Here is a 13633-nt window from a genome sequence, read left to right as displayed (position 1 = left end):
AAAATAAGATTTTTGATATAAAAGGTTACCTTAATGGTAGCCTTTTTATTTTTATTAAAATCTATGTTTTGGAACAGGATTTTACAATCTATTAACCTCAAAAAAATTAAACTACTATGGAAGAAATAAGTGATAATGAACTTTTTGAACTTATTGTTGAGATTTTTACTTACCCTTTCCACGTAGGTGGAAAAGAGTTTACTCCTCTATCTGTAATAGCTATTATTCTGGCTTTTGTCTTGGTTTTCTTTTTATCAAGTAGGCTAAGAAAAATGTTGGTAAATAAAATACTTCCCAAATATGGATTGGAAGAATCGGTAAGCTATAATATCGGGACGATATTTAGATATTCTTTTGTGAGTATTGGATGTATTATCATTTTTCAATCTTCAGGAATTAATCTTAGCTCATTATCAGTCCTAATTGGTGCACTTGGTGTAGGTATTGGTTTTGGTTTACAAACAATCGCTGATAACTTTATATCGGGTATAATCATATTATTTGAGCAACCAATTAAAGTAGGTGATATGGTTGAAATTGGTGATACTAGAGGTAAAGTGGTAGAAATCAATTCTAGATCGTCAACCATTTTAACCAATGATAATATTACGGTAATTGTTCCAAACTCTCAGTTTATATCAAATAATGTGATTAACTGGTCGCATAATGAGAAGAGAGTAAGAATAAGAATTCCAATTGGTGTATCTTATAACGAAGACCCAAAAAAAGTTAGAGAAGTCACTTTAGAAGTCCTTAATCATATTGATGGAGTGATGAAAAGTCCTGCTCCTGATTTAATGTTCGTAGAATGGGGTGATAACTCTATCAATTTTACCCTAAATGTATGGACTGTAAAATATTATTCTCAGCCAGGACATTTAAAGAGCTCCATCTATTATGCCTTGTTTGAGCGCTTTAAACATGAAGGTATTTCTATTCCTTTCCCTCAAAGAGATTTGAACTTAGGAAGCGGGTGGGAGCATTTTACAATGCCTAAGCAAAATGAAATAAGAGAAAATTAGTCTTTAATTTATATAAAGAAAAAGGCTTTCGTAGATGAAAATACACATCCACGAAAGCCTTTTTTTATTCTATTCTTTCAAAAGTAAAAGTAGCGACTGACGGATTGACCATTTCTCCATTTCCAAGTGGAGAACTTGTAATAATAGAAATGGGCTCTTGTGGTGTGGTAGGAGCATTTGGTGATGCAAAAGAAACTCCACTATCAGTGCCTGCATCATAATGCATGGGTTGTAAAGTGATTAACTCCACCCAAGCTCCTTCATTTATCAAATGGTAATTTTCGATAGCTACATACCAATCAGGGCTAGGAGCAATCATAGAAAATAAACTGATGTAGGGGTAATCCTTATCGACAGTTACCTCAAAACTAATACCACTAGAACCAGTAGAAAGACCACCTTCACTTATTAATACTGAAGCATTACCATCTTCAATTATGGAGTTTATTTCACTACTTAGGGTGCCTTTTCCACCAGTTTCGGCCATTATTTTAATACCTTCTGTAGCCAACTGCCCAACAGTTCTAAAACTAGTATCTTGATTGTGGGTCATACCAATAACACCAGAAAAGTGAGAGTTGCTAGGGTATTCGGTTGGATGACTGCTACTACTCCATGTTCCTTGGAAAGTGACTTTGTAGGTTGCTGTTTCTGAAAGCTCAGGAAGATTAGTAGGAGGAGTATCATTTTCGTTATTATCACAACCTAAAGAGAATAGGGCAATGGTAAATAGTAAGAGAAATTTCTTCATGATAAGTAGTATTTTTAATAGTTAATTAGGTGCTGAATAATGATTTATAATCACAATTTAATGATGTTTTGGTAATTAGAATGTGAAGTATTTCACATTCATAGAATTATTTAAACTGTTAAAAGTGTAAGTAAATACTTGAAAGGTCATTATTTATATAAAATTTAAATAATATAATTATTTAACATGTAAATATCTGATATTGTGTGTTTAATAGGTGTTTTTAGTTTGTTTGTCTTGGAAAAGTTAAATTGATTCTTTGTTATTGACTGTTAATTTGATGTCCGTTTTTTTAACACTAACGTTATTTGAAGAAGTAATTTTAATTATTCTTAACAAATCAATCAAATCTAATTAATCTATGAAAAAGTCAATCTATATCTTAACAACCACAGCATTTATGTTCTCATTATTTTCTTGTAATAAAGAAAATGATCCAGAGCCAGTAAAAGCAAAAATAGAAGTACCAGCAGAACAGGTTCAAGCCAAAACGGATTCTACAGAAACTAATCCAACTGTTCAGAAACCTGAAACAACCACAAGTACAGAAGAGGTGACAACAACTAAACCTTCCACTACAGATGAGACTCCTCAAGAAAATTCAGGATTAAAAGGAACGGATTCAACCCCGATCAAACCTTTTAAACAAGCACAAAAAGACTTTCTGACTTTTACTCAGAGTAAAGAATATCAGGAGTACCTAGAATCACAGAAACCTATACCTGACGGTTTCTTTATGACAGGAAATACTTACAAGTTTAAACAGCAAACTCCTAATGATGATTTCTTATCTGATGTAACCTTTTTAGTCATGTCGAAAGACTATATCAACATTAAAATCAAGTTGTTGAATTTTGATGGTACTAGCAATGACTACGGAAATGATCATTTATCATTTAAATATGATGAATCAACAAATACAATTTCGTTCCATGCTATGGGTAGAGATTACTCGGTTAATGTGAAAGAACTGAAAACACTTAAAAAATAACATCAGTTCAGGAAACTATATATAGAGTTAGTGATAGCTATATCTATATATAGTCTCCAATCTGAATGTCATAAACTGCAACAAAACTTAATACATCAGAAAACTAAATTAAACTAGAATTATCATGAAAAATTCAATCAAATTCATCGCACCACTAGCATTATTATTATCCATTTCAGCTTGTAATAAAGATAAAGATCCAGAGCCAGTAGCTCAGAAACCAAAAGTAGAAAAACCAGTTTTGGCCACAAATGATTCTACAGCTTCACAAACGCCAGATCAAACAGTAACAGAAACTCCCGAAGGAAATAAAGGAGATGAAGTTTCTGGAGTAGATACCAAGCCAGACGAAAACCAAGGTGGTTCTATTTCATCAAAAAGTTCTTTAAAAACCTTAGATAAGTTCACAAAAGAAGACGTAAGTCAACATGCTAAATTTGAAGACTATGGGTTTTCACTCCCTAAAAAAGACCAGCCAGCAGCTCAATTAAGTGAAAAAGTTCGTCCGGTAAACGATAAAGGTTTAACGGTTATACAAACTACCTCACCTGTTTCTAACAAGCAATTGGCTTCCATTCAAACGCCAGACTACCTTGTAAATAGAAAAGTAGATACTCAAATCATAAAAGAAACAACAGATAGAAGTGAAGATTTAAAAAGACCTCATAATGTGGAAATACCTTCCAACCTAGTTGGTCATACATTTAAATTTGAATACTATTTAGCATGGACTGGTGAAACAGTAGATTGTGAAATTCAATTCATTACTCCAAATACAGCAAATTATAAAGAATCAAATTATGCAAGTAGTGAAGATATGTTTGTTCGTTATAACAAAGCAGATGATTCGATTACCTATCAAATAGGTCAAGATGTTATAACTGTTCCAATTAGTGATTTACATTTCGTAAAATAGATGCCTTTTATATAAATAATTAATACCTGACTTTATTTTGATAAGGTCGGGTATTTTTTTAGGCCTATACATCCCAAAATAATCAAATAAGGAAGTAAGGGAGGTAAGAACCTTCCATCCCAATTTTCTGATGTTAAACCAACAACTAGACCTTGAAAAAGGATAAACAAAACAAATGATCTTAAAAGGAGATCCCACTTATTTATTTGTCGAATACCTAATACCGAAATAAAATAAAGAGGATAGAGGGTTACGGCAATTATCAGGTTATGTAAAGTGGAATAATATGGTTTAATATGTCCCCAAAAAAATAGGCTTTTAATAGTAAATAGTTGAATTGAGTACCATAAGTTACCAAAAGAAAATCCTATTAACTGTAAAAGTATATTCTGGTCTTTTGATATCAGAAAAGGAGAATCAATGGGTTGAATGAAATACGTGTATTTAGGGTAAATGATTTCTGCAATTAGATATCCTTCTATCATAAGCGGACCATAGAACGACATCATACGGTTTAAAATTATCAATAATAAAAGAAAGCCGATAGATGATATTCCAATTATATAGCTTCTTTTAATTTTTTTGGATTGATATAGTTCTAAGAAATAGGCAATGACAAGAGCACTTAATAATACAATACCATTAGGTCGTGTAAAAAATGTGAGTAAAAATAGGAAAGTGAATTTCCAGTACTTTTTTCGTGTGAAAAAATAAAAGGTGATTATAGAAAGTGATGTGAATAGAGACTCACTATAGATGATGTAATTCCACTCTAAAGAAATAGGGAAGAACAAATAGGCAAATGTCCCTAAAAAAGCAATTGTAGAATGATCTGAATATTTTTTAATTATCTGATATAAACAGACGCCACTGAGGAAGTTCAAAGCTAACTGTCCAACAACAATCGCTTCAATTTTTTGAGTAAATAGACGAAAGAATGTGATGAAAATACCATAAGTTAGGTACCATACGCTTCTATCGAATGTCATTTGATGATTAAGTATATCATCAGAAAGGTAGAAAAAGAAGCGAGAATCAGCACCTAATTTAGGTCCATTACTCTGCCACAATATACCATGTGTTATTAACCAAAGGATAAAAAGTAGAGGATAATGATAGGACTTTTTTTGGATAGAATTAAGCAGCTTCATCAATTCTCTTAATATCAAAATTGTTGAATCCTTCGTGTACTTCAATGGTAATTCTGTTTTGAGAAAGTAACTCTAAAACAGCTAGAAAGTTGAAAACAATGGCCACATTATTAAAATCTGCTTTAATTAAATCCATAAAACTAAACTTTTCTTTAGTTTTTAAGGTATCGATGATGCTGTCTTGTCTTTCTTCTTGAGAATAAGGATACTTTACTACCTGATGTCGAGGTGCATTTTCTTGGGCATCTAGCTTCTTTAAGGCATTTTGATAGAACTTTAGAAGGCTGAATAAGTCCACATTCTGAAGTTCGGCTTCTACTCCAATTTCTTCTTCAATATCAGAGACTTCGTTGGAGATGTTTCCTCTTTTTTCTCTATTTAGCATAGAAATTTCCCACTCTTCTAGTGTTTGAAGAACCGATTTGTACTTCATGTATTCTAAAAGGTGTTTGACTAATTCATCTCTTGGGTCGATATCATTGCCATCTTCGTCCTTTTCAACTCTTGGTAATAACATCTTTGCTTTAATACGCATTAACGTAGCCGCAACAACAATGAAATCACTCGCTAATTCAATATTAAGACGTTCCATATCTTCCATATACCCTAAAAAATCGTTGGTGATTTGTGAAATAGGAATATCATGAATGTCTAATTCATCTCTTTGAATAAAGAAAAGAAGGAGATCAAAAGGGCCCTCAAATATTTGAATTTTTATTTCGAAGCTCATTGTTATATGTTTACTCTGGTTCTACCAGATTCTTGTAGTTCAATCTTAATTACCTTACCAAACCCAAACTGAATTCGGAAGATATTTTTTAAAGGCATTTCGAGAAGGTAACATAAAATTACTCGCATTACAACACCGTGGGTTACAATAGCGATACTTTTACCTTCATCATATTGAATATTATCTTGCCAAAAATCGCATAATCTCGATTTTACGTCCATCAAAGATTCGCCATTTGGAGCCGCCTTATGATCAAAATATTTGGCCCACTCTTTTAAGTCAGCACCCAATTCGTGGAAGGTTTTCATCTCCCAATCACCATAATTAATTTCTAGCAAACGATCATCTTCAATGTGAATATCAGCAGGTAGTTTCTTTGCTAATTGTTTACACCTTTTTAGTGGACTATAAAAAATACTGGATAGTCCATCATCACCAATAGTTTGTTTTACTTCTTCGGCTTCAGCATCAAAATTTTGATCCAAATTTAAATCTGTTTGTCCATATAAAATTTTGCTTGCTTCGACATCAGGGGTAGTATGTCGAACAAGATAGATCGTCATGCTCATATAGTAAATTAGTTAGATTTCATGGCTGCTTTTAAATAACCTGCAGTAAAGCCATTTTTGGTTTTAATAATATCATCTGGAGTTCCTTCAAAGACAATGTCTCCACCGTTTTTACCTCCTTCAGGACCGATATCGATCATCCAATCGGCTGTTTTAATTACCTCCACGTTATGTTCGATAATAATGGCCGTATGTCCTTTATCAATCAATGCATTGATGGCTTTCATTAATTTATCGATGTCTTGGAAATGAAGTCCGGTCGTTGGTTCATCGAATACAAAAAGTACTCTTTCGGATTCTTTTAGTGTGCCTTTGGCTAAGAATGAAGCTAATTTTACTCTTTGTGCCTCTCCTCCAGAAAGAGTATTTGATGATTGACCCAAACGAATATAACCCAAACCAACATCAAGTAATGGTTGGAGACGCTGGATAATCTTCTTTTGGTCGGCAAAGAATTCTACCGCCTCGTCTACACTGAGTTCGAGGATGTCAGAAATACTTTTCTCCTTATATTTTACTTCAAGAATTTCATTTTTAAAACGCTTACCACCACAACTTTCGCAAGGAAGGAAGATATCCGCCATAAACTGCATCTCTATCTTGTTTGTTCCTTCACCCTGACAAGTTTCACAACGGCCTCCATCCACATTAAAAGAAAAGAAAGCAGGCTTGTAACCTCTATTGGTAGAAAGTGGTTGCTTAGAGAATAATTCCCTGATTGGATCGTATGCTTTAACGTAGGTTACAGGGTTAGAACGAGATGATTTACCAATAGGGTTTTGGTCGACAAACTCCACTTTGGTAATACTCTTGATGTTGCCATCGATTCGATCAATCTTTGCTTTTTCGTCTGTATGATTCCCCAATGCTCTGTTTAAAGCAGGAGTCAGACATTTTTTAACTAAAGTTGATTTACCACTACCAGAAACCCCCGTAATACATGTAATTACTCCCAATGGGAATTTGATATCAAGGTTTTTCAAGTTGTTTTCTTTGGCTCCTATCACTTCGATGTATTCTGACCAAGGTCTACGCTTTTCCGGTGTCGGAATAAATGATAATCCACTTAAATAACGAGTGGTATGCGATTGTTCTGGGTTTGCAATGGCTTCGTCAATACTTCCTTGGAATTGAAGTTGACCGCCATAACTACCTGCATCCGGTCCGATATCAATAATTTCGTCGGCCGCACGCATTACTTCTTCCTCGTGTTCTACTACGATAACCGTATTCCCCAATCGCTGTAATTCTTTTAGAACAACGATAAGGTTTTGTGTATCTCTTGGGTGAAGACCGATACTTGGCTCATCCAAGATATACATCGATCCTACTAATGCAGAACCTAAAGAAGTCGCTAATTTTATTCTTTGATATTCACCGCCCGATAAAGTACTTGTCAGACGGTTGAGGGTAAGGTAACCTAACCCCACTTTATTCATGTATTGCAATCTGTTCTTGATTTCTGCAAGAAGGCGATCGGCAATTTTATGCTCGTGTATGTTTAATTTGATTTTATCGAAAAAGGCACTCGATTCTTCGATAGGCATTAATACCACATCAATAATTGATTTACCATCGATTTTGACATATGAAGCATCTTTTCTAAGTCTTGAACCATGACATTCTGGGCAAACAGTTCTACCACGATATCTTGATAACATCACGCGGTATTGAATCTTATGCGTTTTAGAAGCTAAGTGATCAAAGAACTTGTTGATACCTTTAAACTTGCCTTTACCGTTCCAAAGAATATCCTTTTCATCATCAGATAATTCATTGTACGATCTAAAAATTGGGAAGCCGTTTTCGTGTGCATTATCCGTTAGAGGTTTCAACCATTTTTTCATGGTTTCCGTTCTCCAAGGCATAATCGCATCATCAATCACAGAAAGTGTTTTATCGGGAATGACTAAATCAGGATCGATACCTAAAATCTTACCGAAACCTTCACATCGTTTACAAGCACCGTAAGGGTTATTGAAACTGAAAAGGTTGACACTTGGTTCCTCGAAGATCATTCCGTCGGCTTCGAACTTATCGGAGAAGGTTGTGCTAATTTTATCTTTTCCTTTTTGGATAATTTCGATTCTACATTCGCCAACACCTTCGAATAACGCAGTTTGAATGGAGTCAGCTACTCTAAACTGATTCTCTTCATCGTCTTTTTTGACTGCGTTTCTATCAATTAGCATTTCCAAGGCTTCGAGATCTACCTTTTCACCTTTTTCTAAGCTTTCTACTAATTCTTCGATATACACCACTTGACCATCAGCAATCACTCTTGTAAAACCTTGCTGTAGTAGAAGGTTGAGAGCAATTTTTGGTTCACGTCCTTCAGGAATTTTTAATGGACAAGAGATAATAAACCTTGTGCCTTCCTTAAAAGTATAGATGTAGTTGACGATATCCGTTACAGAAGATTTACTTACTTTTTCTCCAGATATAGGTGAGTAGGTAGTACCTACTCTTGCAAAAAGTAATTTGAGGTAATCGTAAATCTCGGTGGTGGTACCTACAGTAGACCTAGGGTTTTTCGTTGAGACTTTTTGTTCTACCGCGATGGCAGGGCAAACTCCTCTGATGTATTCCACCTCAGGTTTTTCCATTCTGCCCAAAAACTGACGGGCATAGGAACTCAAACTTTCCACATACATACGTTGTCCCTCTGCAAAAAGGGTATCGAAAGCTAAGGAGGATTTTCCAGATCCTGAAACACCTGTGATGACCACAAAACTATTTCTAGGAATGGACACATCAACATTTTTTAGATTGTTGACTTTGGCTCCTTTGACAATAATGTATTCTTTGGGGTTGAGTTGATCTACTGAACGCATAAAAAGCTGATGGTGACTTTTGAAATCTTAGTTTTGAATAATCGGATCTACGTTTTAACGCACTACCATTATTCATATACAAGATGATAAAAAACAGACTATAAAATTAGAGAAATGCATTAATTAAACATCAAATAGTAAGAAAATATCTTGTGAATTGACGAAAAAATCATTGAACATTTATTCATCAATAAAAAAATATATCATTTTTGTAAGTAAGAGAAAAGTATTCAAGTAAAAACTAAACTAAATTTTCTCTTTGCTGGTAATTTAAGAAGAGGTGATCTTCACTTAATTCAATAGCCAAAATGATGTTTTTTTTAAGACTTTATTTAATCTGGGGTATCAGTATGTTCATGCTTGGGCTTTTACTGTTGTATCCACTTTTTGCGCTAGTTATTTGGGTGCCCAATAGGAAGCTATTGCCATTCACTTACTACCTAAATAAAGCTTGGGCCTATTTTACTTATATCATGATTTTGATTCCTATTAAAAAGGAAAAAAAAGTAAAATTGTCGAAGAAAGAGGCTTATGTATTTGTGAGTAATCATACCTCTTTTCTGGATATTCCTGCTTTGCAATTGATTGTGGATCAGTTTGTGATCTTTTTAGGGAAAAACAGTTTAGGAAAAGCACCTATTTTTGGATGGATGTTTAGAAATATCCATATCACTGTGGATAGAAAAAATTCGAGAAAGAATGAGGAACTCTTTCAAAAATCAATTGATAGATTAAAAGAAGGGTATAGTTTAGGGATTTTTCCTGAAGGTACTCAAAATAGAACGCCACCTACTTTGAATTCTTTTAAAGATGGGGCATATATAATTGCGATCCGTGCTCAAAAGCCTGTTGTGCCGGTGACTATTGTGAGTAATTGGAAAATATGGCCATCATTAGGCCCTTATTTAAAATGGACGCCTTTGCGTTTGGTACAGCATGCACCAATTTCTACAGAAGGACTCACTTTAGATGATGTGGACCGATTGAAAAAGAAAACGAAAGAGGTCATAGAAGCTGAATTGAAAAAGCATTACCCAAAAGAATATTCAACTAAAGGTTAATTGGTTTTTCTTATGATGTATAAAAGAGTTATTTCTTACTAATTCATGTGTTTTATTGAAATTATCTCAAATAAATCATTTAATTTGTGATATATTGATAAAATAATCAAACACTAATTATGATTATTGATAAAGATACTATAGAAAAAATTGCTCATTTATCCCGTTTAGAACTGGATAAAGACAAAGAAGAGAAAATGCTGAAAAGCATGAACGAAATTGTGGAGTGGGTAGCAAAGCTTGAAGAAGTAGATACTGATGGTGTTGAGCCGTTAACTCACATGACAGTAGAGCAAAGCGTGTGGAGACAAGATGAAGCAGCAAGAACTTTGTCGCATGAGGATGCTTTAAAGAATGCTCCTAAAAAGGACGCAGATTACTTTAGAGTACCAAAAGTATTGGAGTAAAAAAGCTCTTTTAATAAAATATTTTCAAATAAAAAAAGACCTTGAAGTTGAATCCTCCAAGGTCTTTTTTTGTTAAATACTTTACCGATTAAAGGTTATTAATCAGCGGTAACTCTTGAGTCATGCTCAAGTCGATCACTGTATTTAACTGTCCCATAATCTGAACAAAACGAGCAGCTGTTTGTGTAGAAACGACTTTTTTCATCTGCTTGTAGTACTTCAAATTAAGATCAATTTCTTGTTTATTTAATTTCAAAGCCAATTTCATCAACTCATCCGTTCTCTTTTCATCAAGAGTTTCGAAATTCTCAGCATACTCTTTAAGAAGTGCGTATTGCTGATTCATCAATTGACTATGTTCGAATTCGTATTTATCATAAACAGGCCAGAAAACATCATTTTCATCCTCGGCTAAATTCATGTTTTCTTTTAAAACGCCTCTTTTTTCAGCTTTAATTAATGTCTTGATTGTTTCAAAGTCCATATTTTGACCTTGAGGTGATGCAGTAAAAGCAGGGGTTTGAGCATAAAGGCTTACAGTTGCTAGTAGAGCGCAGATAGTGAATAAGAATTTTTTCATGTTTTAATTATTTGTTGTCTCCGATTGAACGAGATAAAATACATTGAGTTTGTTATAGAACTCTTAAAAAAAGTAAAAACTCAAATAAATGTAATTAAAATCTTACTCATTAAATATTATTCACACGTGAAAATACATGAATAATAAAAGAGTTTAGAGGAAGTCGTTGGGAATGAATAGGAATTAATCTTTAGCGAGCCACTGTTCAGGATCCAATTTTTGTCCTTCAGTATTCCAAATTTGAAATTGAACTTCGTAAACACCGTCTTCGTTTTTACCTGCTAACCCAATTGCTTTAGAAGAAGGAAGCTGATCGCCGACCTTTACATATACTTTAGAAAGTTTTGAGTAAACCGTAAAGTAGTTGCCATGTCTTAACATGACAACATTTTGAAGGTTGGGTACTTTTGATACTGCCGTGACTACTCCTTTGTGCACCGTTTTTACTTTGGTGTTTTGTTTTACACGAATATCAATACCATGATTTTCTATAGAAACGCCCTCCAAGATGGGATGAGGACGAATACCAAAGCGATTGGTGATAACTCCTTCGGGAACAGGCCAAATTAATGTTCCTTGCAACTCATCAAAAGATTTAGAGGAGGCCATGGCCAACTCTTTACTTCTTGATGTTTCATCAGATTTTATTTTAGTCGTAATGGCTAACATCTGACGTTGAATTTCAGCTAAACCTTCTCTTTCTTGTTCTAGCTGTTTCTTTAGATATTCTTCTTTGTTCTTAAGATCAGCTATTAATTCACTTTGTTGTTTTTCTAATGATTTCAATGAAGCGAGTTGAGCCTTCTCTTCTTTTAAAAGGACTTGTTCTTCTTTATTTCGTTCTTCAAGTTCTACTTTTTTATCGGCTAGGAGTGCTTGTGTTCTTTCAATTTCTAAAATCTGCTTTTTACGAATTTCTTTGTAATGCTCAATGTAACTTGCTCTTCTGACAAATTGTGAGAAATTATCGCTAGCAAGAAGATAAGCCAACTGTTCGAAGTCACCTCCTGTTTTATAAGAGGCATACACGAGTTGAGCATATTCTTGTTTTAGAAGAAGCACCTTATCGTTAAGAGAATCGATACTGTGTGTAGCCAATAAAGCTTCTTTCTTCGAGACATTTATGCGCTTATTAATTTGATCCAACAGATGTTCTAAACCTTCAATTTGAGCTTCAAGGTCGCTTAATTCACTTAATGAAGTTTCTTTTTGTTCTGTTGTATTTTTGAGAATAGCAGAAGTCTGGGCTATTTTTTTCTTAGCCTGTTGTACATCTTGTTGAGCGAATAAGATGTAAGAAAAACATATTGCTATTATCGTAAAAAAGAAACGCATTGAATAGTAGTAAAAAATCACTTAGATGTTCATTCTGAAATAATTTTTTTATTTCAGAATGCAAAAGCAGTATTAAGTTATAAATATACAAATTTGATTCCTTAATGTATTTATTAAAGATAAATTAGATATTTACATCAGTTTCTTAGGAAGAATTTAACGCTATTTTCTAGAGAAGTAGAATTATTTTTAAAACGCTGTTTATATTTATTTCTGAGAAGAATCTCATTTTAAAAAGTAGTTAATCCCCATGTTTGAAATTGGGTAAAAGCATCATTTTTTCGATCATATAAAAGTGGAAACATATAAAGTAGAAAGGTATCATCAAGAGAATAGGGCGGAGTGGAATACTTTTGTGATGAAATGTATGCAACAACACTTTTTTTTTACTCGTGATTTTATTGAATATCATAAAGACAGATTTATTGATTATTCTCTCATCATCAGAAATCAAACGAATCAAATTGTAGCCTTATTTCCTGCTACTTTAAATGATGGAGTGGTGAGTTCTCATGCAGGGCTTACTTTTGGTGGACTTTTGTACAAACCAAGAACCTTTGTTCAAAAAATCATTGATATACTTTCTGAAATAGAACGTTATTGTCTAGTGCATGATGTTCAAAAAATCATTTATAAGGTAACTCCATATATCTACAAAACCGAACAAGGGGAAGAAGACGTCTATGCTCTATTTAAAAATTCATGGCAATTGATAAGAAGGGATTTGAGTGGGGTAATAAAAATTGATCGTCAGATTGCGGCTGATAGAAGCAGGAGAAAGAATGAAAGAATAGCCTTATCGAATGATATTGAAATTAAAGTTTGTGATGACTTTGAAGCATTTTGGACAATGTTGAATGATAATTTAACGAGCAGACATAATGTGACACCTACGCATTCTTTGGAGGAATTGATTTATCTAAAATCATTATTTCCTGATCAAATAAAATTGATAGGAGGGTTTAAAGGAGGGGAAATGCTGAGTGGCGCTTTATTGTTTCTTACTCCGAATGTTTGCAAAGTACAGTATTCAGTCAACTCTATAGAAGGTAGAAAATACAAAGTACTTGATGCTGTTTTTATGCAGATGATCGGAGATTGTGAGAAAGAATATATCGATTTTGGTCACTCATGTGAAGAGGATGGGAAATACTTAAACGAAGGCTTGGCGAGGTTTAAATATCAGTTTAGTGGGGAATCGTTAGTGAACGATTTCTATCAGAAAGAATTAAAATAGTAGATATAAACTTGTAACTTTGTCTTCGTAAATCAGTTTAATAAGAAAA

13 protein-coding genes are annotated in these 13633 nt (G+C 33.7%); 6 read left to right on the top strand and 7 right to left on the bottom strand.

The annotated features are described in order from the left end of the window. Nucleotides 1-116: 116 nt before the first annotated feature. Nucleotides 117-1022 (top strand): mechanosensitive ion channel family protein, encoded by a 906-nt coding sequence (locus KMW28_RS19450; protein ID WP_169665925.1) that lies wholly within the window; start codon nt 117-119, stop codon nt 1020-1022. Nucleotides 1023-1086: 64 nt separating this feature from the next. Here KMW28_RS19450 and KMW28_RS19445 read toward each other — a convergent pair whose 3' ends face one another. Beyond that, complete coding sequence (locus tag KMW28_RS19445) at nt 1087-1773, bottom strand: spondin domain-containing protein (RefSeq protein WP_169665927.1); 687 nt, start codon at nt 1771-1773, stop codon at nt 1087-1089. Between the two features lie 361 nt (nt 1774-2134). On the opposite strand from KMW28_RS19445, the gene KMW28_RS19440 reads away from it, so the two are divergent. Both KMW28_RS19440 and KMW28_RS19435 read left to right on the top strand, forming a co-directional pair. After that, complete coding sequence (locus KMW28_RS19440; protein WP_169665929.1) at nt 2135-2764, top strand: hypothetical protein; 630 nt, start codon at nt 2135-2137, stop codon at nt 2762-2764. 124 nt (nt 2765-2888) lie between these two features. Then, nucleotides 2889-3680 carry a hypothetical protein gene (locus KMW28_RS19435; RefSeq protein WP_169665931.1) on the top strand — a complete coding sequence of 264 codons (792 nt, stop codon included), beginning with the start codon at nt 2889-2891 and terminating at the stop codon, nt 3678-3680. Nucleotides 3681-3712: 32 nt separating this feature from the next. Here the strand turns inward: KMW28_RS19435 and KMW28_RS19430 are convergent, their stop codons facing one another. Genes KMW28_RS19430 through uvrA form a run of 4 tightly spaced genes read right to left on the bottom strand, consistent with a single transcriptional unit; the run spans nt 3713 to nt 8964 of the window. After that, on the bottom strand, nt 3713-4831 hold the full coding sequence (locus KMW28_RS19430) for a glycosyltransferase family 39 protein (RefSeq protein ID WP_183363998.1): 1119 nt from the start codon (nt 4829-4831) through the stop codon (nt 3713-3715). Further along, nucleotides 4818-5561: a segregation and condensation protein A gene (locus tag KMW28_RS19425; protein WP_169665935.1), complete on the bottom strand. Its 744-nt coding sequence runs from the start codon at nt 5559-5561 to the stop codon at nt 4818-4820. The genes KMW28_RS19430 and KMW28_RS19425 overlap by 14 nt, the downstream gene beginning before the upstream one ends. Nucleotides 5562-5563: 2 nt before the next feature. Further along, nucleotides 5564-6130: an alpha-ribazole phosphatase family protein gene (gene cobC / locus KMW28_RS19420; protein ID WP_169665937.1), complete on the bottom strand. Its 567-nt coding sequence runs from the start codon at nt 6128-6130 to the stop codon at nt 5564-5566. An 8-nt stretch (nt 6131-6138) separates the two neighbouring features. Then, the gene (gene uvrA, locus KMW28_RS19415; RefSeq protein ID WP_169665938.1) at nt 6139-8964 is read right to left on the bottom strand and encodes an excinuclease ABC subunit UvrA; all 2826 of its coding nucleotides are present in this window, start codon (nt 8962-8964) and stop codon (nt 6139-6141) included. Nucleotides 8965-9437: 473 nt separating this feature from the next. On the opposite strand from uvrA, the gene KMW28_RS19410 reads away from it, so the two are divergent. After that, nucleotides 9438-10025, top strand: coding sequence for a lysophospholipid acyltransferase family protein (locus KMW28_RS19410; protein ID WP_215585768.1), 588 nt, complete (start codon nt 9438-9440; stop codon nt 10023-10025). A gap of 119 nt (nt 10026-10144) precedes the next feature. Next, nucleotides 10145-10432: an Asp-tRNA(Asn)/Glu-tRNA(Gln) amidotransferase subunit GatC gene (gene gatC / locus KMW28_RS19405; protein WP_169665940.1), complete on the top strand. Its 288-nt coding sequence runs from the start codon at nt 10145-10147 to the stop codon at nt 10430-10432. An 88-nt stretch (nt 10433-10520) separates the two neighbouring features. Here gatC and KMW28_RS19400 read toward each other — a convergent pair whose 3' ends face one another. Both KMW28_RS19400 and KMW28_RS19395 read right to left on the bottom strand, forming a co-directional pair. Next, nucleotides 10521-11012: a hypothetical protein gene (locus KMW28_RS19400; protein ID WP_169665941.1), complete on the bottom strand. Its 492-nt coding sequence runs from the start codon at nt 11010-11012 to the stop codon at nt 10521-10523. A 183-nt stretch (nt 11013-11195) separates the two neighbouring features. Beyond that, nucleotides 11196-12347: a murein hydrolase activator EnvC family protein gene (locus tag KMW28_RS19395; RefSeq protein WP_169665942.1), complete on the bottom strand. Its 1152-nt coding sequence runs from the start codon at nt 12345-12347 to the stop codon at nt 11196-11198. 295 nt (nt 12348-12642) lie between these two features. On the opposite strand from KMW28_RS19395, the gene KMW28_RS19390 reads away from it, so the two are divergent. Continuing rightward, nucleotides 12643-13584 carry a hypothetical protein gene (locus KMW28_RS19390; RefSeq protein ID WP_169665943.1) on the top strand — a complete coding sequence of 314 codons (942 nt, stop codon included), beginning with the start codon at nt 12643-12645 and terminating at the stop codon, nt 13582-13584. Nucleotides 13585-13633 lie beyond the last annotated feature (49 nt).

Origin of the sequence: Flammeovirga yaeyamensis, assembly GCF_018736045.1 — a bacterium.
Classification (GTDB): domain Bacteria; phylum Bacteroidota; class Bacteroidia; order Cytophagales; family Flammeovirgaceae; genus Flammeovirga; species Flammeovirga yaeyamensis.
Note: the sequence above shows the minus strand (reverse complement) of the source record. Positions and strands in the feature narration are given on the sequence as shown.

Excerpts from the sequence above, each read along its gene's own strand:
- KMW28_RS19430 (WP_183363998.1), bottom strand. The coding sequence starts at position 4,831 with ATGAAGCTGCTTAATTCTATCCAAAAAAAGTCCTATCATTATCCTCTA.
- KMW28_RS19410 (WP_215585768.1), top strand. The coding sequence starts at position 9,438 with ATGATTTTGATTCCTATTAAAAAGGAAAAAAAAGTAAAATTGTCGAAG.
- cobC (WP_169665937.1), bottom strand. The coding sequence starts at position 6,130 with ATGAGCATGACGATCTATCTTGTTCGACATACTACCCCTGATGTCGAA.
- uvrA (WP_169665938.1), bottom strand. The coding sequence starts at position 8,964 with ATGCGTTCAGTAGATCAACTCAACCCCAAAGAATACATTATTGTCAAA.
- KMW28_RS19435 (WP_169665931.1), top strand. The coding sequence starts at position 2,889 with ATGAAAAATTCAATCAAATTCATCGCACCACTAGCATTATTATTATCC.
- KMW28_RS19395 (WP_169665942.1), bottom strand. The coding sequence starts at position 12,347 with ATGCGTTTCTTTTTTACGATAATAGCAATATGTTTTTCTTACATCTTA.
- KMW28_RS19450 (WP_169665925.1), top strand. The coding sequence starts at position 117 with ATGGAAGAAATAAGTGATAATGAACTTTTTGAACTTATTGTTGAGATT.
- KMW28_RS19440 (WP_169665929.1), top strand. The coding sequence starts at position 2,135 with ATGAAAAAGTCAATCTATATCTTAACAACCACAGCATTTATGTTCTCA.
- gatC (WP_169665940.1), top strand. The coding sequence starts at position 10,145 with ATGATTATTGATAAAGATACTATAGAAAAAATTGCTCATTTATCCCGT.
- KMW28_RS19400 (WP_169665941.1), bottom strand. The coding sequence starts at position 11,012 with ATGAAAAAATTCTTATTCACTATCTGCGCTCTACTAGCAACTGTAAGC.
- KMW28_RS19445 (WP_169665927.1), bottom strand. The coding sequence starts at position 1,773 with ATGAAGAAATTTCTCTTACTATTTACCATTGCCCTATTCTCTTTAGGT.
- KMW28_RS19425 (WP_169665935.1), bottom strand. The coding sequence starts at position 5,561 with ATGAGCTTCGAAATAAAAATTCAAATATTTGAGGGCCCTTTTGATCTC.